Annotated in this window: 18 protein-coding genes; 13 read left to right on the top strand and 5 right to left on the bottom strand. The window is 66.6% G+C overall.

Translation table 11 applies throughout. The annotated features are described in order from the left end of the window. Positions 1-106: 106 nt before the first annotated feature. Complete coding sequence (locus ACT54L_RS22020) at positions 107-2,416, bottom strand: xanthine dehydrogenase family protein molybdopterin-binding subunit (protein WP_476087784.1); 2,310 nt, start codon at positions 2,414-2,416, stop codon at positions 107-109. A gap of 173 nt (positions 2,417-2,589) precedes the next feature. Further along, positions 2,590-3,327, bottom strand: a complete 738-nt coding sequence (locus ACT54L_RS22015) for a competence/damage-inducible protein A (protein WP_476087783.1) — start codon at positions 3,325-3,327, stop codon at positions 2,590-2,592. A 161-nt stretch (positions 3,328-3,488) separates the two neighbouring features. On the opposite strand from ACT54L_RS22015, the gene ACT54L_RS22010 reads away from it, so the two are divergent. The 5 genes from ACT54L_RS22010 to ACT54L_RS21990 all read left to right on the top strand — a co-directional run bounded on the left by ACT54L_RS22010 (position 3,489) and on the right by ACT54L_RS21990 (position 8,884). Next, positions 3,489-4,904 carry a circularly permuted type 2 ATP-grasp protein gene (locus ACT54L_RS22010; protein WP_476087782.1) on the top strand — a complete coding sequence of 472 codons (1,416 nt, stop codon included), beginning with the start codon at positions 3,489-3,491 and terminating at the stop codon, positions 4,902-4,904. Between the two features lie 91 nt (positions 4,905-4,995). Continuing rightward, positions 4,996-5,946: an alpha-E domain-containing protein gene (locus ACT54L_RS22005; RefSeq protein WP_476087781.1), complete on the top strand. Its 951-nt coding sequence runs from the start codon at positions 4,996-4,998 to the stop codon at positions 5,944-5,946. Positions 5,947-5,986: 40 nt separating this feature from the next. After that, a complete protein-coding gene (locus ACT54L_RS22000) occupies positions 5,987-6,811 on the top strand; it encodes a transglutaminase family protein (protein WP_476087780.1) in 825 nt (274 codons plus the stop codon). Between the two features lie 408 nt (positions 6,812-7,219). Beyond that, the gene (locus tag ACT54L_RS21995; RefSeq protein ID WP_476087779.1) at positions 7,220-7,993 is read left to right on the top strand and encodes a sulfotransferase family protein; all 774 of its coding nucleotides are present in this window, start codon (positions 7,220-7,222) and stop codon (positions 7,991-7,993) included. 195 nt (positions 7,994-8,188) lie between these two features. Next, positions 8,189-8,884 (top strand): class I SAM-dependent methyltransferase, encoded by a 696-nt coding sequence (locus ACT54L_RS21990; RefSeq protein WP_476087778.1) that lies wholly within the window; start codon positions 8,189-8,191, stop codon positions 8,882-8,884. Positions 8,885-8,905: 21 nt separating this feature from the next. Here the strand turns inward: ACT54L_RS21990 and ACT54L_RS21985 are convergent, their stop codons facing one another. Next, the gene (locus ACT54L_RS21985; protein ID WP_476087777.1) at positions 8,906-9,565 is read right to left on the bottom strand and encodes a cytochrome b/b6 domain-containing protein; all 660 of its coding nucleotides are present in this window, start codon (positions 9,563-9,565) and stop codon (positions 8,906-8,908) included. A 214-nt stretch (positions 9,566-9,779) separates the two neighbouring features. On the opposite strand from ACT54L_RS21985, the gene ACT54L_RS21980 reads away from it, so the two are divergent. Genes ACT54L_RS21980 through ACT54L_RS21970 form a run of 3 tightly spaced genes read left to right on the top strand, consistent with a single transcriptional unit; the run spans position 9,780 to position 11,794 of the window. Beyond that, positions 9,780-10,673, top strand: coding sequence for a DMT family transporter (locus ACT54L_RS21980; protein WP_476087776.1), 894 nt, complete (start codon positions 9,780-9,782; stop codon positions 10,671-10,673). A 24-nt stretch (positions 10,674-10,697) separates the two neighbouring features. Then, positions 10,698-11,267, top strand: a complete 570-nt coding sequence (locus ACT54L_RS21975) for a chromate transporter (RefSeq protein ID WP_476087775.1) — start codon at positions 10,698-10,700, stop codon at positions 11,265-11,267. Then, positions 11,264-11,794 (top strand): chromate transporter, encoded by a 531-nt coding sequence (locus tag ACT54L_RS21970; protein WP_476087774.1) that lies wholly within the window; start codon positions 11,264-11,266, stop codon positions 11,792-11,794. The genes ACT54L_RS21975 and ACT54L_RS21970 overlap by 4 nt, the downstream gene beginning before the upstream one ends. 5 nt (positions 11,795-11,799) lie before the next feature. Here ACT54L_RS21970 and ACT54L_RS21965 read toward each other — a convergent pair whose 3' ends face one another. Then, positions 11,800-12,324, bottom strand: a complete 525-nt coding sequence (locus tag ACT54L_RS21965; protein ID WP_476087773.1) for a DedA family protein — start codon at positions 12,322-12,324, stop codon at positions 11,800-11,802. A 366-nt stretch (positions 12,325-12,690) separates the two neighbouring features. On the opposite strand from ACT54L_RS21965, the gene ACT54L_RS21960 reads away from it, so the two are divergent. The 5 genes from ACT54L_RS21960 (at position 12,691) to ACT54L_RS21940 (ending at position 17,599) form a co-directional block, all read left to right on the top strand. Next, a complete protein-coding gene (locus ACT54L_RS21960; RefSeq protein ID WP_476087772.1) occupies positions 12,691-14,292 on the top strand; it encodes a DEAD/DEAH box helicase in 1,602 nt (533 codons plus the stop codon). A 115-nt stretch (positions 14,293-14,407) separates the two neighbouring features. After that, a complete protein-coding gene (gene infA / locus ACT54L_RS21955) occupies positions 14,408-14,683 on the top strand; it encodes a translation initiation factor IF-1 (protein ID WP_274774806.1) in 276 nt (91 codons plus the stop codon). Between the two features lie 223 nt (positions 14,684-14,906). Further along, complete coding sequence (locus ACT54L_RS21950) at positions 14,907-15,731, top strand: ABC transporter ATP-binding protein (protein WP_476087771.1); 825 nt, start codon at positions 14,907-14,909, stop codon at positions 15,729-15,731. Next, complete coding sequence (locus ACT54L_RS21945) at positions 15,728-16,537, top strand: ABC transporter permease (protein ID WP_476087770.1); 810 nt, start codon at positions 15,728-15,730, stop codon at positions 16,535-16,537. Before ACT54L_RS21950 ends, ACT54L_RS21945 begins: the two co-directional genes overlap by 4 nt. 18 nt (positions 16,538-16,555) lie before the next feature. After that, positions 16,556-17,599, top strand: coding sequence for an ABC transporter substrate-binding protein (locus ACT54L_RS21940; protein WP_476087769.1), 1,044 nt, complete (start codon positions 16,556-16,558; stop codon positions 17,597-17,599). A 545-nt stretch (positions 17,600-18,144) separates the two neighbouring features. Here the strand turns inward: ACT54L_RS21940 and ACT54L_RS21935 are convergent. Continuing rightward, complete coding sequence (locus ACT54L_RS21935; protein WP_476087768.1) at positions 18,145-20,226, bottom strand: glycosyltransferase family 2 protein; 2,082 nt, start codon at positions 20,224-20,226, stop codon at positions 18,145-18,147. Positions 20,227-20,274 lie beyond the last annotated feature (48 nt).

Raw genomic sequence — 20,274 nt, 5'->3', positions numbered from 1 at the left:
GGCTAGTGCCCTAACGTCACGCTTGCGCGAGCCGAGGGCGTCGCACCCGCCGGCCCCTGCGTCGCAACGCTTTGCTTCCGCTCACGCTTGCGCGAGCGGAGCGGCGTCAGTGCGATACGCCCGCCGCAGCAATGGCCTCCCGCACCGCCAGCGGCGTGGCGGGCATGTCCAGATGCGCGATGCCGCATCCGCGATGAAGCGCATCCACCACCGCATTCATCACCGCCGGGCAGGCGCCGATGGTGCCGGCCTCGCCCGCGCCCTTCACGCCCAGCGGATTGGTGGCGCAGGGCACGTTGCGGGTCTCGAAATGGATGGGCGGGATGTCCTGGGCGCGGGGCAGGGCATAGTCCATGAAGGAGGCGGTCAGCAGCTGGCCCTCGTCATCGAAGACGGTGCGCTCCAGCAGCGCCTGGCCGAGGCCTTGAGCGATGCCGCCCTGCACCTGGCCTTCCAGCAAAGCCGGCGTGACCACGGCGCCGAAATCATCCACCACCGTATAGGAGACCACGCGCACTTCGCCGGTGAGCGGGTCGATCTCCACCTCGCAGGCATGGGTGCCATTGGGATAGGTGGCTTCCGGCGGGGCGAAGGCATCCTGGGCTGCGATGGTGTCCTCGTTGGCTTCAGGCAGCGCGGCGAGGGCGGAGAAGTCCAGGCGCCGGTCGGTGCCGGCCACTTCCACGCCGCCGTCCACCAGCTCGATGTCGCCGGGATCGGCCTCAAGCGCGTCGGCGCCTAGCTCTCGCAGCTTCTGGGCGAGGCGCCGGGCGGCGCCCGCCACCGCCGCGCCGCCCACCGGAATGGAGCGCGAGCCGCCGGTGCCGTGGCCTTCCGCCGTGTCGTCGGTGTCGCCCTGGAGCACCCGCACCCGGTCCAGCGGCACCTTCAGATGGGCGGCGGCCAGATGCGCATAGGCGGTCTTGTGGCCCTGGCCGGACGACTGGGAGCCGATGCGCAAGGTGAAGGCGCCATCCTTGTCGAGGCGCAGGAAAGCGGGCTCGGGCAGGCCGCCGCCGCAGGCCTCGATATAGGTGGCAAAGCCGAAGCCGCGCAGCAGACCGCGTGCTTTGGAGGCCTCCGCGCGGGCGGCAAAGCCGGCATGGTCGGCGCGCTCCAGGGCGCGGGTCATGTGGCCGTCGAACTCGCCGCTGTCATAAAGGCGGCCGGTGGCGGTGGCATAGGGCATGGCGGACGGCGCGATGAAGTTGCGCCGGCGCAATTCTTCGGGCGGCAGGCCGATCTGGCGGGCGGCGGCATCCACCAGCCGCTCGATCACATAGGCGGCTTCCGGCCGGCCGGCGCCGCGATAGGCGTCCACGGGCACGGTGTGGGTGTAGATGCCGCGAATGCGGGCGAACACCGCCTTGATGTCATAGACCCCCGGCAGCATGCGGGCGCCGCCCACCGGGACGAAGGGGCCATAATAGGCGAGGTAAGCACCCATATTGGCTGCGGTATTCACCCGCAGCGCCAGGAAGCGGCCGTTGGCGTCGAGGGCGAGTTCCGCCTCGGTGATGTTGTCGCGGCCTTGGGTGTCGGCCTGGAAATGCTCGCTGCGGTCGCCGATCCAGGCCAGCGGGGCGTTCAACTGGCGGGCGGCCAGCGCCGCCAGGGGATATTCCGGGAAGGGGAACATCTTGGTGCCGAAGCCGCCGCCCACGTCGGGGGTGACGACGCGCAGTTCCTCGCGCGGCCATTTCAGGATCTTGTCGGCCACCGCATTGCGCAGGAGATGGCTGCCCTGGCTGCCCAACGTCAGGCGCACGCGGCCGCTCTCCTCCACCTCGGCGAGGACGCCGCGGGTCTCCATATAATTGGTGATGACGCGGTTGTTGACGAGGCGCAGGCGCACCACATGGGCGGCGTCCGCAAAGGCGGCGTCGGTGGCCGCCTCATCGCCGATCTCGCTGGTGAAGGCCACATTGCCGGGCCGCTGCGACCAGACCTGCGGCGCATCGGCGGCGGTGGCGCTGGCGAGGTCCGCGATGGCGGGCAGGGGCTCCCATGCGATCTCCAGCGCCTCGCCGGCATCGCGGGCGGCCTCCGCCGTATCGGCGACGATGAAGGCGATGGGCTCGCCCACATGGCGCACGACGCCCTGGGCGAGAATGGGGTGCTCGGGCTTCCACAGGCGGGCCTCGCCCACCACGGGAATGACCGCGGCCACCGGCAGGCTGCCGCAATCGGCCACGTCTTCGCCGGTCATCACCAGACGCACGCCCGGCATGTCCGCCACCGCCTCGCGGCCAGTGATCTCGAACCGGGCATGGGCATAAGGCGAGCGCACCACATAAGCGCAGGCGGCATTCACCTTGGCGGCAGCATCCGCCACGAAGCGGCCGGCGCCGGTGAGAAGGGCGGGGTCCTCGAGCCGGGTATAGGGTTGGCCATGGCCGAACTTCATGGACGTCATGGGGTCACTCCGGCTCGAGCGCGATCCGCTCAGATTGCATCATCCGGCTCTATGGGGATGGCGCCCGCGCCGCCCGCCCCCCGGCGGTGCACGTTCGGCCTCTTCTAGATGTGGCGCGCGCGGCGCCTCAGCGCAATACGGGCGCGCGAATGAAGCGCGCCCGAGCCATGCCCTCAGCGGGCGACCATGGCCGCCACCGCGCCCGCCACTTCGTCCAAGAGGGCGGCATCGCGGGTGCGCACCACAAGGTTGGTGTTGGGCCGGCCGGCCTCGTCCAGGAACGGATAAGAGCCGATGATCGCCTTCGGGTAGCGCTTGGCGATCTCGCCCAGCGGGGCGGCGATGTCGCCTTCCTTGGCATTGGCGAGCACCGTGCGCGAGAGCATGGGCGCGCCCTTGCGCAGTTCCGGGATGATGGCTTCCAGCATGGCATGCATGATGCGCGGCACGCCGGCCATCACATAGACATTGCCAAGGCGAAAGCCCGGCGCCTTGGAAACGGAATTGACGACGAGGTCCGCCCCATCGGGGATGCGGGCCATGCGCAGGCGGGCCTCGTTGAGGTCCTTCTCGGCGATATATTCCAGCAGCATGGCGCGGGCGCGCGGGTCCACGTCGATGGAAACGCCGAAGGCCTTCGCGATGGCGTCCGCGGTAATGTCGTCATGGGTCGGCCCGATGCCGCCGGTGGTGAAGACATAGTCATAGCGCCCGCGCAGGGCGTTCACTGCGGCGACGATCTCCGGCTCCTCGTCCGGCACCACACGGACCTCCTTCAGGTCCACGCCCACTTCGGTGAGGCGTTCGGCCACATGGCCGATATTCTTGTCCTTGGTGCGGCCGGAAAGGATCTCGTCGCCGATCACCAACAGCGCGGCGGTGACCGGTTCCTTGTCTTCTGCCGCCATCATGATCCGACCTCCTGCTTGGTACAAAAGCACCGAACGCGCCTTTGCCCACGTTTTGACCACCTGGTGCCCCGTCTTTCCCCTGACACCACCCTTGCGGGTGCCGGGTCTTCCTTGGCACGATGTTTGTACATAGGGTGGAATCAAGCGGAGTGGCAGTCCAAATGCGGCGTACTTTCGACGAGATGTCCAGCGACGACGGCGTCGTCCGCCCGGCCTATGAGACCTTGAGCAAATGGCTGAGCACCGTCCCCCATGACGTGCTCAACCAGCGCCGAAAGGAAGCCGAGTACATCTTTCGCCGCATCGGCATCACGTTCGCCGTTTACGGCGAGCAGAACTCCCAGGAACGGCTGATCCCGTTCGACATCGTCCCGCGCATCATCACCCACGACGAATGGACGGGCCTCGCCAAGGGCCTGGAGCAGCGCACCAAGGCGCTGAACCTCTACATCAATGACGTGTACGGCAAGCGCGACGTGCTGCGCGCCGGCATCATTCCCGAGGACCTCGTCTACCAGAACCCCGCCTTCCGGCCCGAGATGAATGGCCAGAAGGTGCCCCACGACATCTATGTGCACATTGCCGGCATCGACATCGTGCGCACCGATCCCTCCACCTTCTATGTGCTGGAGGACAATGCCCGCACCCCGTCCGGCGTGTCCTACATGCTGGAAAACCGGGAGATCATGCTGCGGCTGTTCCCCGAATTGTTCTCCATGCACAAGGTGGCCCCGGTCGACAAATATGCCGACGACCTGGTGACAACCCTGCGCTCGCTGGCGCCCCATCGCAGCCACGAGCCCAATGTGGTGATTCTCACCCCCGGCATCTATAATTCCGCCTATTACGAGCACTCCTTCCTGGCCGACAAGCTGGGCGTCGATCTGGTGGAAGGCCGCGACCTCTTCGTGAAGGACAATGTGGTGTACATGCGCACCACCGAGGGGCCGAAGCGGGTGGACGTGATTTATCGTCGCCTGGACGACGACTTCCTCGATCCGCTCGCCTTCCGCCCCGACAGCGTGCTGGGCGTGCCCGGCCTCATGAGCGCCTACCATGCCGGCAATGTGACGCTGACCAATGCGGTGGGCACCGGGGTGGCGGACGACAAGGCCGTCTACAGCTACATGCCGGACATCATCCGCTTCTATCTGGGCGAGGAACCCATCCTCCCCAACGTGCCCACCTGGCGCTGCCGCGAGCCCGACCACCTGAAATATGTGCTCGAGCACCTGCCTGAGCTGGTGGTGAAGGAAGTGCACGGCTCCGGCGGCTACGGCATGCTGGTGGGCCCCAAGGCCGACAAGGCCCAGATCGAGGTCTTCCGCAACAAGCTCAAGCACGATCCGGCCAATTTCATCGCCCAGCCCACCCTGGCACTCTCCACCTGCCCGACCCTGGTGGAGGAGGGCGTCGCCCCCCGCCATGTGGACCTGCGGCCCTTCATCCTCACCGGCAGCGACAAGGTGCGCATCGTGCCGGGCGGCCTCACCCGTGTGGCCATGAAGGAAGGCTCGCTGGTGGTCAATTCCAGCCAGGGCGGCGGAACCAAGGATACCTGGGTCCTCGATGTGTAATCGGGGCCTCGCCGCCTAGTCCTCGTCCAAGACGCGCCAACGCGCGGCGCCCCGAAGCGCCGCCTCCCGCCCCCTTCCAGATGGTGCCACCATGCTCTCCCGCACCGCAGACAACCTCTACTGGCTGACCCGTTATGTGGAACGCGCCGACTGCCTCGCGCGCATCCTGGACGTGGCGCAGCGCCTGTCCTACCAGCCGGTCTCCTATGGCGGGTCCACCAATGAGTGGGGCTCGGCCATCCTGACCGCCGGCTGCTCCGAACTGTTCGTGGCCAAGCACGGCCCGCTGGAGGACGCGACCGAGGAGGCGGTGGTCTCCTTCCTCGCCTTCGACGCGGAAAACCCGGCCTCCATCCGCAATTGCGTGGAAGTGGCGCGCACCAATGCCCGCTCCGTGCGCACGGCGCTCACCTCCGACATGTGGGACGCCATCAACGGCGCCTGGATCGAGCTGCGCGCCTTCCCCGACAAGACCCTGAGCCGGGAGGAGCTGACGCGCTTCCTCGCCTTCGTGAAGGAGGCAACCCTGCGCTTCGACGGCGCCATGTACCGGTCCATGCTGCGCAACGATGCCTATTGGTTCGCCCGCACCGGCACCCATGTGGAGCGCGCCGACAACACCGCCCGCATCCTGGACGTGAAATATCACGTGCTGCTGCCCGATAAGGAGCGGGTGGGCGGGCCGCTGGATTATTTCCAGTGGGCGTCCATCCTGCGCTCGGTCTCGGCGCTCACCGCCTTCCACTGGGTCTATCGCGACAGCGTCAAGCCGTGGCTGGTGGCGGATCTGTTGATCCTGAACCGCGCCATGCCCCGCTCGCTGGCCTCCTGCTACGAAAATCTCACCCGCTCGCTGGACGACATCGCCGGCGCCTATGGCCGGCAGGGGCCGTCGCAGCGCCTCGCCCGGGCCACCCAGGCCAAGCTCACCAATCACAGCATTGATGATGTCTTCCAAACCGGCTTGCATGAATTCATTTCCGAGTTCATCTCAGAGAACAACAAGCTGGGCTCCGCCATCAGCGAACAATATCTGACCTGAGGGCGGCAGGGTCCTGCCGTCCCAGCCGCCGAGGGGTTCCATGCGTATTCGGATCCGGCATGAGGTTCGCCACCGGCTCGAACCCAATTTGCGCACCGCGACCGCGACCATTCGCGTGACGCCCCGCAACCATGTGGGCCAGCACATCCTGCGCTGGTCCCTCGACATCGTGCCCGACTGCCGCATCTATCCCCAGGAGGATGCCTTCGGGAACCTCACCCACACCTTCTCGCTGGAGGGGCCGGGCGAGCACATCACCCTGCTGGCCGAGGGCGAGGTGGAGACGCAGGATACCAGCGGCATCGTGCGCGGCACGGTGGAGCGCTTCCCCGCGTCCTTCTTCCGCCGGCAGACGGACCTGACCGCCCCCTCGGAGGATCTGAACGCCCTGGCAGCGGAAGTGGCGAAGGCGGCGGAGGATGATCTCAGCCGCATGCATGCCCTCATGGGCCTCATCTCCGAGCGGTTCGAGGAGACCGAGGCGGAGGGGCCCGTGCCGGCCGCCGCGGATGTGGCCGAAAAGCTCGTCGGCACCAGCGCGGGGCTCGCCCAGGTGTTCACTTCCGTCGCCCGGACCCTGGGCGTGCCCGCCCGTCAGGTGTCCGGCTATGCCGCGGAGGAGGGCACGCGAGGGGCCGCGCGCCAGTGGGCGGAGGTCCATCTGCCCAAGATCGGCTGGGTGGGCTTTGATGCCGGCCGCTGCCTGTGCGCCACCGAGGCCTATGTGCGGTTGGCCGTGGGGCTCGACAGCCTGGGCGTCGCCCCCATCCGCGCCCTCGGTGTCACCGGCGTGGTGGATGTGCTGGCCAAGGACGCCCAGTGCGCGCCGCGCGGGTCCCAGAGCCAGACCCAGTCGCAAAGCTGAGACCGGCGGCCGCTCCGGCGGCCCCCACCTTGCGCCCGCCGCCCCGATGGAGGGCGGTGCGGCGCAGCCTGTCGTTTATTGCCGCAGGCGGTCGCCGGGCCGGCCCCGACACCCCTTCGCGCCCCCCTTTGCACCCCCCTGGCATCCCCCTGGCATCCCCCTGGCACCCCCCTTGCGCCCCCCTGGCACCCTTGCAAAATCACCGCTTTGCCCGTCCTGCGCCGCCGCCCTGCGCCGCTGTGGGCGTGAGGACAATGCGCGCGGTTCAGGGGCGGTTGATTTTCAAACGAACCTTTTTCTGATTGAAGGAACATCCCGGCGCCGAATCCGTGAATGGGGCGAGACCGGAGGATTGAGCGGACGTGGGCGCATCAGAGCCCCCAAGGTCCCATCCAATACGGGCATGGAATGCGGTCGGCGGCGGGGACACCCAACCTTTTCATTCTCGGCGCGGGGAAAAGCGGCACGACCACCCTCTACGATCTGCTAGGGCGGCATCGCGACGTCCATCTGTGCTCCCCCAAGGAGCCCAGCTTCTTTTGCCGTCACTTCCAGGTTGTGCGCGACCCCATCACCTATTTCAGTCTGTTCAGGTCTGATCGGCGCTACCGTGTCGATGCCTCCCACGCCTATTTTACCGATCCCGAAACGGCACCTGTTCTGAGGGCACTGTTTCCGCGGGCCAAGTTTCTCCTGATTTTGCGCGCGCCGAAGGCGCGGGCCTATTCGCTCTATCGGCACATGCGTCGCACGCGCCACAGCGATGGGCGCCCCTGCGAACTGGCTGACAGCTTCGACCAGGCTCTCATCCTGGAGGAGGAGAGATTTCATTCGCCTGATTTCATGGAGCACTGCCGCCAGTATTTCTGGAATTTCATGTATGTACGCTCGTCCTTCTATGACGAGCAGATTTCAAGATACTTCAGCCTTTTCCCACGGGAACAGTTCTTCATCCTGACGCTTGGGGAATTGGTTGCCGCGCCGAACAGGAAACTTGCTGAGATCGCAGACTTCCTGGGTCTGGACCCCGTTTATTTCGGAACAGATGTCCCGGTGAGCAATGCGTCCCCCGCCGAGGCCGGCTTCGATCGCGTCTGCAATGCGCTGATGGAAAGCCGCTTCGGCACGCTCACCCACCGTGTGGAAGCGCTCGTGGGGCGGGAGATGGATTGGTCGCTGTGAGGCGACCCTGGTGTTTTTGGAGGTGGGTCAGTGCAGCTTCTTCAGTCTCTTCTTCGTCCAAAATGGCTGCGGCGCCCGGGTGAAACGCGCCCCTCCGCGGACGGTGCTGAGGCTCCTTCCGCCGCGCCGCAGGCCGACCTGCGGCAGCAGAGGCTCGCCGAGGTCAAGGCCCGCATCTGGTTTTATGAATTCGACTTGCCGGACGGCTCGACCACCCAGACGGATGTTCCGCCCACCGTTCTGCCCATCCATATGTCGCGGCGGGACAAGCTGCGCCACATCATCGCGCGCCACGTGCCCGACGCGCATGATCTGGTCGCCTATGATTTTGCGTCGCACGAAGGCTATTACAGCCTCGAGCTGGCCCGGCATTTCAAGCAGGTGCGCGGGTATGAGATCCGGCAGGAGAGCCTTGCCGCCGCACGGCTCATCACCGAGGTGCTGGAGGTCGGGAACGTCGAGTATCAGCAGGCCGACCTTCAGGTGATGCCCTATGATCCCGCCCAGACGGCCGATTTCGTGCTGCTCTACGGGCTGGTCTACCACTTGGAAAACCCGGTGCACACCTTGCGGCTGGCCAGCCAGATGACCCGCAGGCACATCCTGATCGAGACCCAGGTCTTCCCCTATGACATTGCCGGCTTGATCGAGGACGGATTCTTCACCAACCAGCGCCGGGTGGAGGGCGTCTTCGGCGTCGCGCCGGATTACTCCTGGGGCCGCGAAGGCGGGTCCACGAACCTTGCCCTCATTCCCTCGCTGAATGCCCTGCTGTTCCTCATGCGCGACTTCGGCTTCACCACCATCGAGGTGTGGCCCCGCGAGCCCGGCGATTTCGAGCAGTTCGCGCGGGGCACCCGCGTGGTGGTCTATGGCCGGAAGGACCCGTGAGGGCCTCCTGGCGCGGGCGCCTCAGCCCAGTTGGGATAGGCCCCACACGGCCGCCGCACTGGCCGCCAGCAGCGCCACCGCCAGGGCCGGCGAGCGCAGGCGCGGGGCAGGCGAGGTGGCGGGCAGGCGCTTGACGCCGGTCACCATGGGCCGCACCAGATCCTGGCCCTTGAAGGCGGCATAGGCCAGCACCGCCGCCACATGCAGCGCGGCCGCCACGACGATCAGGTTGAAGTTGAAGGCGTGCCACCCGGTGATGGTGTCCGACAGGCCGCCGACGAAATGGGCGAGCGGGCCTTCCGTGAACACGCCGTCGTTGGAAAACAGCCCGGTGCCGGTCTGCACCAGCAGCAGCGCCAGCAGCGCCACCACCATCCATCCCCCGGCCGCATTGTGCCCCACCTCGCGATCGGGCTCCCGGCGCATCATGTGGGAGAGATGGCCGAGCGCCGCCGCCGGGCTCTTCAGGAAGCGGGAGAAGCGGGCGGTGTCGCTGCCGAACAGGCCCCACAGGATGCGGAACAGCACCAGGGTCAGGATCGCGTAGCCGCAGCGGAAGTGCCAGTCGATGAGGCCAAGTTCCGCGGTGAAATAGGCGCCGACGATGAGCCCCGCCAGCGACCAGTGAAACAGGCGTGTGGGCAGGTCCCACACTTTTGTGCGCTGCAGCGGCGGATGCATGAAAGGTCCTCGTGCCGGGCTCAAGATGGACCTGCCCATACGGCAGGGGAATGAGCGCCGGCAAGGAATAAGGCCGTGATGGGTCGCCGCTCGGCGCTCAGGTGCCGGCTCGCGGGACGGGCATGCCATTGTTGCATGACACAAATTTAAGGGAAGCGGGTATAGGACAAACGTCGGCTGTGGGTCTTTCCAACCGACCAAAACGAATCCAGACATGCGCCCCTCCCTCGGAATTTTCCTGCAGCTGTGCGCGACGCTTGCGTTCGCCATCATGTCCACGCTGGTGCGTGGCGTGGCCGACGAAGTGTCCAGCGGCCTCGTGGTCTTCGCCCGCTCCATGATCGGCATCGTGCCGCTCCTGATCTGGCTCGGCGCGCGCGGGGAATTGCGCGGGGCGTTCGCCACCACCCATTTCGGCGGCCATGTGGTGCGCGGCCTCGTGGGGGTCAGCTCCATGTGGGCCGGCTTTGCCGCGCTGGCCTATATTCCCCTCGCCGAGGCCATCGCCTTCACCTATGTGACGCCCCTCGTCACCGTGATCCTGGCGGCCGTCATCCTGAGTGAGCGGGTGCCGGCTTATCGCTGGATGGCGGTGGGCATCGGCTTCGTCGGCATCATCACCATGCTCACCCCCATCTTCTCCATGCACGGCATGAAGGCTGAAGGTGCGGCGCTGGGCGTGGGCCTGGCCCTGTTCGGCGCCATCGGCGCGGGATTTGCGGTGACGCAGGTGCGCCGCCTCACCCAGACCGAGACCACCGGCTCCATCGTGTTCTATTTCTCCATCGTCGCCGCCGCGGCGAGCCTTGTCACCGTGCCGCAATGGTCGCTGCCCTCCTGGCATGCGGCGCTTGTGCTGGTGGGGGTGGGGCTGTCCGGCGGCGTCGGGCAGATCCTGCTCACCGCCGCCAATCGCTATGCCCCCGCGTCCGTGGTGGCGCCGTTCAACTATGCCACCTTGCTGTGGGCGGTGGCCTTCGGTGCGGTCTTCTTCCGGGAATGGCCGCACTGGCTGGTCTTCTGCGGCGCGGCCCTGGTGGTGGCGGCCGGCGCGGGTGTCGCCTGGCGCGAGGGGCGTGTCGCCCATCGGTCCCGAACCCTTCCGTGATCCATCCCTGACGGGGCCTTGCGCATGAAGGACGACGCTCCGGCTTCCCCGCTCTCCACGGCACCGGGGCCGGGCGTCCCGGACCTGTTCCTCACCTTCCTGCGCATCGCACTCTCCGGCTTTGGCGGCGCCTTGCCCTTCGCCCGCCGCGAACTGGTGGAGCGCAAGGGCTGGCTGGACGCGCGGGAGTTCAACGACCTCCTGTCCATCTGCCAGCTCATGCCGGGCCCGAACATCGTCAACATGTCCTTCTGCATGGGGGCACGCTTCGCCGGCTTCTTCGGCGCCGCCGCGGCGTTCGGCGGGCTGATCCTGGCGCCCTGCGTCATCGGCATCACCATCACCGCCATCTATCTGCGCTACGGGCAGGTGCCGGAGGTCTCGGGCATCCTGCGGGGCATTTCGGCGGCGGCGATCGGGCTGTTCCTGGCTCTGGGGCTGAAGATGGCCTTCGCCGAGCGGCGCAGCCCCCACATGCTGGTGTTCGCGGCCCTTGCCTTCGCCGGCGCCGGCCTGATGGGCTATCCGCTGCCCTTCGTCATCCTGGCGCTGGCGCCGTTTTCCATCGCGGCGGCCTGGCGGTGGTCCAAATGACCGGGCGTGATCCCCTCTTCGATCTCACCGCCCACATGTTCATGCTGTCGTTCCTGGCCATTGGCGGGGCGAACGCGGTGATCCCCGAGCTCCATCGCATGGCGGTGGACTCCTATGGCTGGATGGGCGACACCACCTTTGCCGACCTGTTCGCCATCGCCCAGGTGACGCCGGGCCCCAATGTGCTGCTGGTGACGCTGATCGGCTGGTATGTGGCCGGCGTGCCCGGCGCCATCGCCTCCACTCTGGTCATGTGCGTGCCCTCGGGGGCGGCCGCCTATGCCATGTCGCGCCTGTCCCACCGCTACAAGACGGCCCGGCCCCGCATCGCCATCCAGCGGGGGCTGGCGGCGCTGACCATCGGCATCGTGCTGGCGAGCGCCTATATCCTCATGGGCGTCGCCGACACCCATGCGCTCGCCTATGGGGTGACCGCGCTGGCCGCCATCGGCTCGCTGACCACGCGCCTCAATCCCATCTGGCTGATAGGGGTGGGCGCGCTCGCGGGGGCGTTCGGGCTGGTGTGACGGGCTCAATAGCCGATCATCTTAAGCGCGGCGGCTCCCGGCGCCAGCATGGCGAAGGCCCAGAGCGCCGCGCTGGAAATATTGGCGGCCTGGAACGGCAGCTGCCCCATGGCCATGATGCCCGCCACCAGCGGCACGATGGCCCGCAGCGGCCCGAAGAAGCGGCCGATGAACACGCCCCACACGCCGTAGCGGCTGAAGAAATCCTCCGCCCGCACCACCAGGTCGGGGCGCCGGCTGAGCGGCCAGAGCGTCTTGGCGCGGGCCTTGTAGTGGAAGCCCAGCCAATAGGAGATCGCATCGCCCAGCGCCGCCCCCGCCACCGCCGCGCCCCAGATGGGCCAGAAGGGCAGGCCGCTCGCCTCGATGAGGGCGCCGATGCCCAGCAGCAGCACGGTGGCCGGGATGAAGATGGAGACCAGGGCCAGGGACTCCCCGAAAGCGAGGCCGAAAACCACAAGCGGTGCCAGACCTTGCTGCTCCCGCACGAAATTCAGCACGGGGTCGACATAGGATTGCAGATCGAACATGGCTCCTCCGCACGCCTATGTCGGAAAGGCAGGGCACTTCTGCAAGAGGCTCGCTTTTTTGGCCACAGGAAGGGGCGCGAGAGGCTTCAGGGCTTCATCCGCCTTGAAATGACCATGGATCTGCGCCATATGAGCGCTGCAGCAATCAGGCGACGCCCGCACAATCAGGGCGCGGGTTGCTCTCGGGCCGCGTAGCGGAAGCGAGCTGATGGCCGGCCGAGCCGGTGTCACAGGCTTTTGCCCGATTTCGACCAGATGTTTTGCGACAGCCCAGGCCACGCGGGGTGTCATCGACCCTCGCGAACGTGCGCGGTGTGCGGAATGCATCCGCCGCGCCGATGCCGTTCGCCGCATGAAAGTTGTAGCTTGACAACGTTTTCCGAACTCGGCCTTGCCGAGCCTATCGTCCGCGCGCTCACCGATGTGAAGCATGTGACGCCCACGCCGATCCAAGAGCAGGCCATCCCCCAGGTTCTGGCCGGCCATGACCTGATCGGCATCGCGCAGACGGGCACCGGCAAGACCGCAGCCTTCGCCCTGCCCATTCTCGACCATCTCGTGCGCCGTCCGCACACCATCGCCCCCAAGTCCGTCCGCGTCCTCGTCCTCTCGCCCACCCGCGAGCTGTCGGGCCAGATCGTGGAGAATTTCCAGAAGTTCGGGCGCCACATGCGCCTGTCCGTGGAGCTGGCCATCGGCGGCGTGCCCATGGGCCGCCAGATCCGCGCGCTGCATCGCGGCGTGGACGTGCTGGTGGCCACCCCCGGCCGCCTCATCGACCTCATGGAAAACCATGCGGTGAAGCTGGATGCGGTCGAGGTGCTCGTCCTCGACGAAGCCGACCAGATGCTGGACATGGGCTTTGTCCATGCCATCCGCGCCATCGTGCGCAAGCTGCCGGCCAAGCGCCACAGCCTGTTCTTCTCGGCCACCATGCCCTCGGCCATCGCCGAATTGGCCAATTCCATGCTGCACAAGCCCGTCACCGTCTCGGTGACGCCGGCGGCCAAGACCGCCGACCGGGTGGAGCAGCGGGTCATCATGGTGGAAAAGCAGGGCAAGCCCGCGCTCCTGGCCGAGCTGCTCGGCACCGAGACCATCGACCGCGCGCTCGTCTTCACCCGCACCAAGCATGGTGCCGACCGGGTGGTGAACGCGCTCGCCAAATATGGCCACACCGCCGAGGCCATTCACGGCAACAAGTCGCAGAACCAGCGGGACCGCGTGCTGGCCGCCTTCCGGGTGGGCACCGTGCGCACCCTGGTGGCCACCGACATTGCCGCCCGCGGCATCGACGTGACCGGCGTCAGCCACGTGTTCAATTTCGACCTGCCGAACGTGCCGGAATCCTATGTGCACCGTATCGGCCGCACCGCCCGCGCTGGCAAGGAGGGCATTGCCATCTCCTTCTGCGACGGGGAGGAGCGCGCCTATCTGCGGTCCATCGAGCGGCTCATCCGCATGCAGATCCCGCAGTCGGACCGCCGCGGCGTGCCGGCCAGCGTGACCGTCGTGCAGGGCTTCGTGCCCGCGACGGAAGAAGACGGCGAGCGCCGTCATCCGCGCGGCGGCCGCCCCAATGGGGGCCGGCCCAATGCCGGTGGCCGTCCGCCCCGCGCGGGCCGTCCCGATGGGGGCCGTGGTGAAGGCGTGCGGGCCGAAGGCGATGCCGGTGCAAACCGGGGCCGTGGCGGCGAGCGCCGCGATGGCCGTGCGCCGGAAAAGCGCGCGGGAGAACCCCGCGCCGAGGGCCGCACCCGCGATGGGCGCGGCCATCATGAGGGCCGTCCCGAGGGCCGCGAGGGTCGTCCGCATGACGCGCGCCCGGCTGGCCGCCGGGATCAGCGCGGCAGCCGCCCCCAGGGTGGCGCCGGCGGTGAGGGCACCGACATCGGTGCTGTTGGATTTTTGCGGTCTGGACCTGCGCGCGGCGGCAAGCCGGGCTCGGCGTTCAAAGGTCCGCGGTGAAAATCAGGGCACGCGCCGACCGGCGCGTGCTCTTTCCTTATGATACGGGGTCGCTTTACCGGACAGATGGTTTCATCTAATCGGAGCGCCTGCCGGGGTAGCTGGAGAAGACTATATGGCGAAGGAAGAACTGCTGGAGTTTGAAGGTACGGTCACGGAAGTCCTGCCGGACGGCAATTTCCGTGTGCGGCTCGACAATGACCATCAGATCCTGGCCTACGCGGCCGGAAAGATGAAGAAGAACCGCATCCGCACCATCGAAGGTGATCGGGTGGTGGTTGAGATGTCCCCCTACGATCTCGATCGCGGGCGCATCAACTTCCGCCACAAGGCCGAGGGCACCATGCCTCCGCCCGGCGCACGCCGGCAGCAGAACTTCCGCCGCCGCTGAGGCGCACTGGCCGCCCGGCCTCGGTCGGGGCCGGAGCCAGTCAGCCCCTTTCTTGCGACCCGGGTCGTGCCAGCGCACGGCCCGGGTCGCCTGCGTTTGCGGGGCAGGGGAGGGGCGCCGCCCGCGCGCCATTCCCCTTGCCTCCGGCGCTGCCACACCGCTACCTTCCCCGCCCATAAACGGCCGCAGCGACGGCAGGGGAGAGCGAATGGGAGGGGTTGAGATGGCGGGCGCCACGGCGCAGCCGGGCGCCGTGAGCCTGAGCGAGGTGCGCATCGCCTTTCCCGACGCCAAGGGCGGGCCCGGCTATGTGGCTGTGGATGCCGCCTCCCTCCATGTGGCCGATGGGGAGTTCGTCGCCATTGTCGGCCCCACCGGCTGTGGCAAGTCCACCTTGCTGAACGCCACCGCGGGCCTGCTCACCCCCGCCGCCGGGCGGGTGGAAATTTATGGCACTCCGCTCGCCGGCCTTAACCGCAAGGCCGGCTATCTCTTCCAGGCCGAGGCCCTGTTTCCCTGGAAGACCGCCATCGACAATGTGGCCATCGGCCTGGAAGTGGCGGGTACTCCCTCCAGTGAAGCCCACGCGCGCGCCCGCGCCTGGCTCTCCCGCGTGGGCCTTGCCGCCTTTGCCGACCGCTATCCCCACATGCTCTCCGGCGGCCAGAGAAAGCGGGTGGGCCTCGCCCAGGTGCTGATCCGCGACCCCAAGATCCTGCTCATGGACGAGCCCTTCGGCCCGCTGGACGCCCAGACCCGCCAGATCATGGGCAACCTGCTGCTGGACCTGTGGAGCGCCGACCGCAAGGCGGTCCTGTTCGTGACCCACGACCTGGAAGAGGCCATCGCCTTGGCCGACCGCGTGGTCATCATGGGCGCGGGACCGGCCTCGCGCATCATCGGCGAGTGGACGGTGGCGCTGCCGCGCCCCCGTGACATTTCCGACGTGCGCCTCGACCCGGCCTTCCATGCCCTGCACAAGGAGATCTGGTCGGCGCTGAAGGAAGAGGTGGTCAAAGGATACCGGCAGGCGGAGGGCGTGGCGTGAGACGGGTCAAACTGCTCTTCCTCCAGGTCCTGGTGGCGGTGGTCCTCATCGCCATCTGGCATTTTGGATCCACGGTGAAGGTGCCCGGAGGAATCGTCTCGACGAAGCCCTTCTTCCCCCTTGATCCGTTCTTCTTCTCCACTCCTCTGGCGGTGTTCGAGCGCACGTGGCGCGACTTCGCAACCGGGGTCATCTGGTATCACCTGGGAATCACGCTCCTGGAGACGGTCCTGGCCTTCGTCATTGGTGCCGTGGGCGGCGTATTGGTGGGCTTCTGGTTTGCCCGCCAGCAATTGGTGGCTGAGGTGTTCGACCCCTATGTCAAGATGACCAACGCATTGCCGCGCGTGGTGCTTGCGCCCATATTTGCGCTGTGGCTGGGTCTTGGTATCTGGTCCAAAGTGGCACTTGGTGTCACGCTGGTATTTTTTATCGTCTTCTTCAACGTCTATCAGGGCGTTAAAGAGGTGAGCCCGACCGTGCTCAACAATGCCCGCATGCTCGGTATGAGCGAGCGGCAGTTGCTGCGCCACGTCTATTGGCCATCTGCATTGTCCTGGATGTTTTCTTCGCTTCATACGGCGGTCGGCTTTGCCCTTGTTGGTGCCGTGGTGGGCGAATATTTAGGATCTGCTGCGGGGCTGGGATATCGCATCCACCAGGCCGAAGGCGTCTTCGACGTTACTGGCGTGTTCTCGGGAATGCTTGTCCTGGCCGTCTTCGTTATTGTGATCGACACCCTCGTGACTGCAATCGAAAACCGCCTCATGGTGTGGCGGCCAACGGCTGCAGCACAACAGAAATAATCTCGGGAGGACAATGGGATGAGCACATTTTCCAGGACTCGCAGGCAGGTTTTCGCCGCCTTGGCGGCGGGCGCCCTGGCGCTCACCGCGGCCGGTCCCGCCTTGGCCCAGAAGGCCGAAAAGACCCAGCTGACGCTCGGTGTCGGCGGCAAGCCGCTGCTTTATTACCTCCCGCTGACCATCGCGGAACGCAAGGGCTTCTTCAAGGAGGAGGGGCTTGACGTCTCCATCAACGACTTCGGGGGCGGCGCGAAATCCCTCCAGGCGCTGGTGGGCGGATCGGTGGACGTGGTCACCGGCGCGTATGAGCACACCATTCGCATGCAGGCCAAGGGGCAGGACATCGTCTCCGTCATCGAGCTTGGCCGCTATCCCGGCATTGTCCTCGTCGTGCAGAAGGACAAGGCTGATAAATACAAGTCCATCAAGGATCTGAAGGGGGCAAAGATCGGCGTGACGGCGCCGGGATCGTCCACCAACTTCTTCGTCAACTTCCTGCTCGCCAAGGACGGCTTGAAGCCGGACGATGTATCCTTCGTTGGCGTCGGCGGCGGCGCCTCGGCGGTGGCCCAGATGAAGCGTGGCGAGATCGACGCCATGTCCAACCTCGACCCGGTCATCACCAAGCTTCAGAGCGATGGTGACGTCGTTGTCCTGGCTGATACCCGCACCGAGGAAGGCAACCAGAAGATCTTCGGTGGCACAAACCCCGCGGCGGTTCTCTATATGAAGCGGGACTTCATGGAACAGAACCCCGTCACCACGCAGAAGCTTGTGAACGCCTTCTATAAGTCTCTGAAATGGCTTCAGACCGCAACCCCGGAAGACGTGGCGAAGGTGGTTCCGGAGGAATATCTCCTGGGCGACCGCGATCTCTACATCGCTGCCGTAAAGGCATCCAAGCCCACTTACTCCCTCACCGGCGTCATTCCTGAGAGCGGAATGAAGAACGCGCTGGGAATGCTGGTGGAGTTCGACCCGGAGCTGAAGGCAGCGAAGATCGACCTGCCGAAGACCTTCGATGGCCGCTTCGTGACCAAGGCCTCCGAGACCGTCAAGTGAGGTGACCTTCTGCGAACTTTCGGCGAAAAGCGCATCTTCGCCGGAGTTCAGCCCTTGAACCGCCCATTTCGGCTCCTACATAGGGAACAACAGGCCAATGATCGCGTTTCCATCGCGGTCTCGGGAGACGGACGGATGTACTCCGATCCCTTTGGCCAGAAGCCGGACCGACCCGGTCCTGCTCGCCTTTCCAACTGGATAAGGGCACAAGGCGGGCGCTTCCGGCGCCCATGCCGCCCGGCTCATGCTTTTAGCCATGTCCGGTCCGCATCGGGAGTGCCGATGGGAAATCTTGCGACAGCAAGGGGTTACGGACGGATGTACTCCGGACCCCAGGTGGATCGCAAGCCGCCCCGCGGCGCCCAAGCAAGGTTCGGCCAAGCTATGCCATGCTATGGCCAGGGTACCGGGTTGGACGGACGGATGTACTCCGATGCCCCGGTAAGCGTGCCGGCCGGTCGGTCTTGATCGGCCCGGCGCCAGCTTAAGAAAGGCGGTCCGCCTCGGCGGGTCGCCTTTTCTTTTGGGCGCCTTTTTCGCCTCACTTACAATCTGTTGTCGGGTGCCGGAATGGCGTCCGTGCGGGCGTCACGGGGGCCCTGAGGGGTGCTGGCAAGGGCCGCGTGCAGGCTGGTGCGGGACAGGTTGGGATTATAGTGCGGGTCCACCAGCGTGGAGGTGTGCCACAGCGCTTCCATCCGCTGGCGCTGCGCTTTGAGCCGGTTGCGATGCGCCCGCGCCCGGCGCCGCCCGCGGGACGCCGATTCATGGTGCACCAGGCACGCATAGGGCGTCCATACCACCTCGTAACCGGCGTGGCGGGCCCGCAGGCACAGGTCTATGTCGTTGCAATCCTCGGCAAATCGCTTTGCGTCCAGGGGGCCGATCTCATCCCAGCAGGCGCGGGTGATGACGAGGCAGGCGCCGGTCACGGCGCTCACATTGGTGCGGTTCACCAGGCGCCCGAAGGGGCCCGTCGCCTGTTCGGGAGCATGGGAAAACCAATGCGCCGCGTAGCGGAACAGGCCGACAATGACGCCCGCATGCTGGATGGTGCGATCGGGAAAGAGCAGCTTGGCCCCCACGATCCCCGTGCGCGGCAGCGCGCTCAGGGCCACCATCTCGCCCAGCCAGGCGCCATCCACCACCTCGATGTCATTGTTGAGGAGGCAGAGCACCGAGCCTCGCGCGGCGGCGACCCCGGCATTGCAGATGCGCGGATAGTTGAAGTCGCCCTCGTCGCGGATAATCTGCGTCTTCGGCCAGGCCCGCTGGATTTCCTCGAACAGGGCGAAGGTTTTCTCCTCCACCGAACCGTTGTCGACGATGACGATTTCGAAATTCTTGTACTGTGTCTGCGCGATCAGCGACCGCAGCGCCATCCCCATCAAATCCGCCCTGTCCCGCGTCGGCACCACCACCGACACCAGAGGCCCTGGCTCCGGAACGGTATAATGAGCCCGCAAATGACCCTCCCCGGTCAGGCTCACCTCGACACCGAGGATCCGGGACGCGGCCGCTGCATGCGTGGCGAGCGGCGCGGCGTGGCAGGGGGCCGGCGTTGAGAAGGCGACGCGGGGGATGTGGCGGATGGCGCCGGGTGGAAGACCGTCCAGAATGGCCAGGTGCAGGGCATGGCGGTCGCCGTCCAGCCATTGGCGCGGCGCGCGGCGCAGCGTATCCGTGCGCAGGGCCACCAAGTCCCCCACATAGTTGGTCGCGCGCAGCAAATGGCGGTTGAATGCCGGCTTGAACAGGCCGGCCTCGGGCCGCCCCTGGGCATCCAGCCGCTCCTCGTCCGTATAGACCACCTCGCAGGCGGGATGGGCGGCGAAGGCAGCGCGGATCATGGCCACCGCGTCCCGCGTGGGGCGCCCGGAGAGCGGCAGCGCGGCCACAAGCCCGCCCTCAATGCAAGCCATGGCCTGTTCCAGCAGGCCATTCCCGGTCGCCTCTGCGCGGACCAGCCGCACATTGGGACAGGGGGAGATGAGGTCTTGCACCACGTCAGAATGATCGGCAGGGGTGTTCGCCGTCGCTGCCAGGAGCCACTCCCACTCCGGATCGCTCTGGACCTTGAGAGCCTCGAGGGTTTTGGAGATCGTCTCGCGCGTGGTGTCGCAATCCAGCACAGACAGGAAGGTCAGGCGCAACTCGCGTGCCGGTGGCACCACCTCCTGGAAGTCGCCCACATGGGTCGCCCTGTAGCGGCGGTAGCGCACCGCCTGTTCAGTGTGCCGGGCGGGAGACGATTCCAAGAGGGCAGCATGAAACCCGCGCAGGTCCCGGGCTGCAGCCCCTGCCTCCCGCCACCGCCGGCCGGAAGGGCCCGAAAACCGACCGAAGATGAAGGCGTGCAGCTTGAGGGCGACCTTGCTGCGGGGAAAAAGCCCCAATCGCACGGGAGGGGCGCTGCGGGACCGGATGCGCGTCGTGCCCTTGGGAAGGAAAAGGGCGCAGCGTGGGCCGGTGGCGGACGTGCGGGCGAGTTCGGTACCAGAGGTGGAAAGGAAGACCAGTTCCGCGCTCGCCTCCTCCCCTTTGGCGTTGGGCGCATCAAGGGCGATGATGAAGGCACACCCTCCGATGGCTAGGCGCAGACGCCACGGCAGGGGGAGGGTGTGCACCTGCTCACCCGACGCCTGCGCGGCGGCCTCAAGCCATATGGGATCTAT

It is taken from the genome of Aquabacter sp. DMC10 (assembly GCF_056314145.1).
The sequence above is the reverse complement of the archived record's forward strand: the minus strand, read 5'-3'. Positions and strand labels throughout refer to the sequence as shown.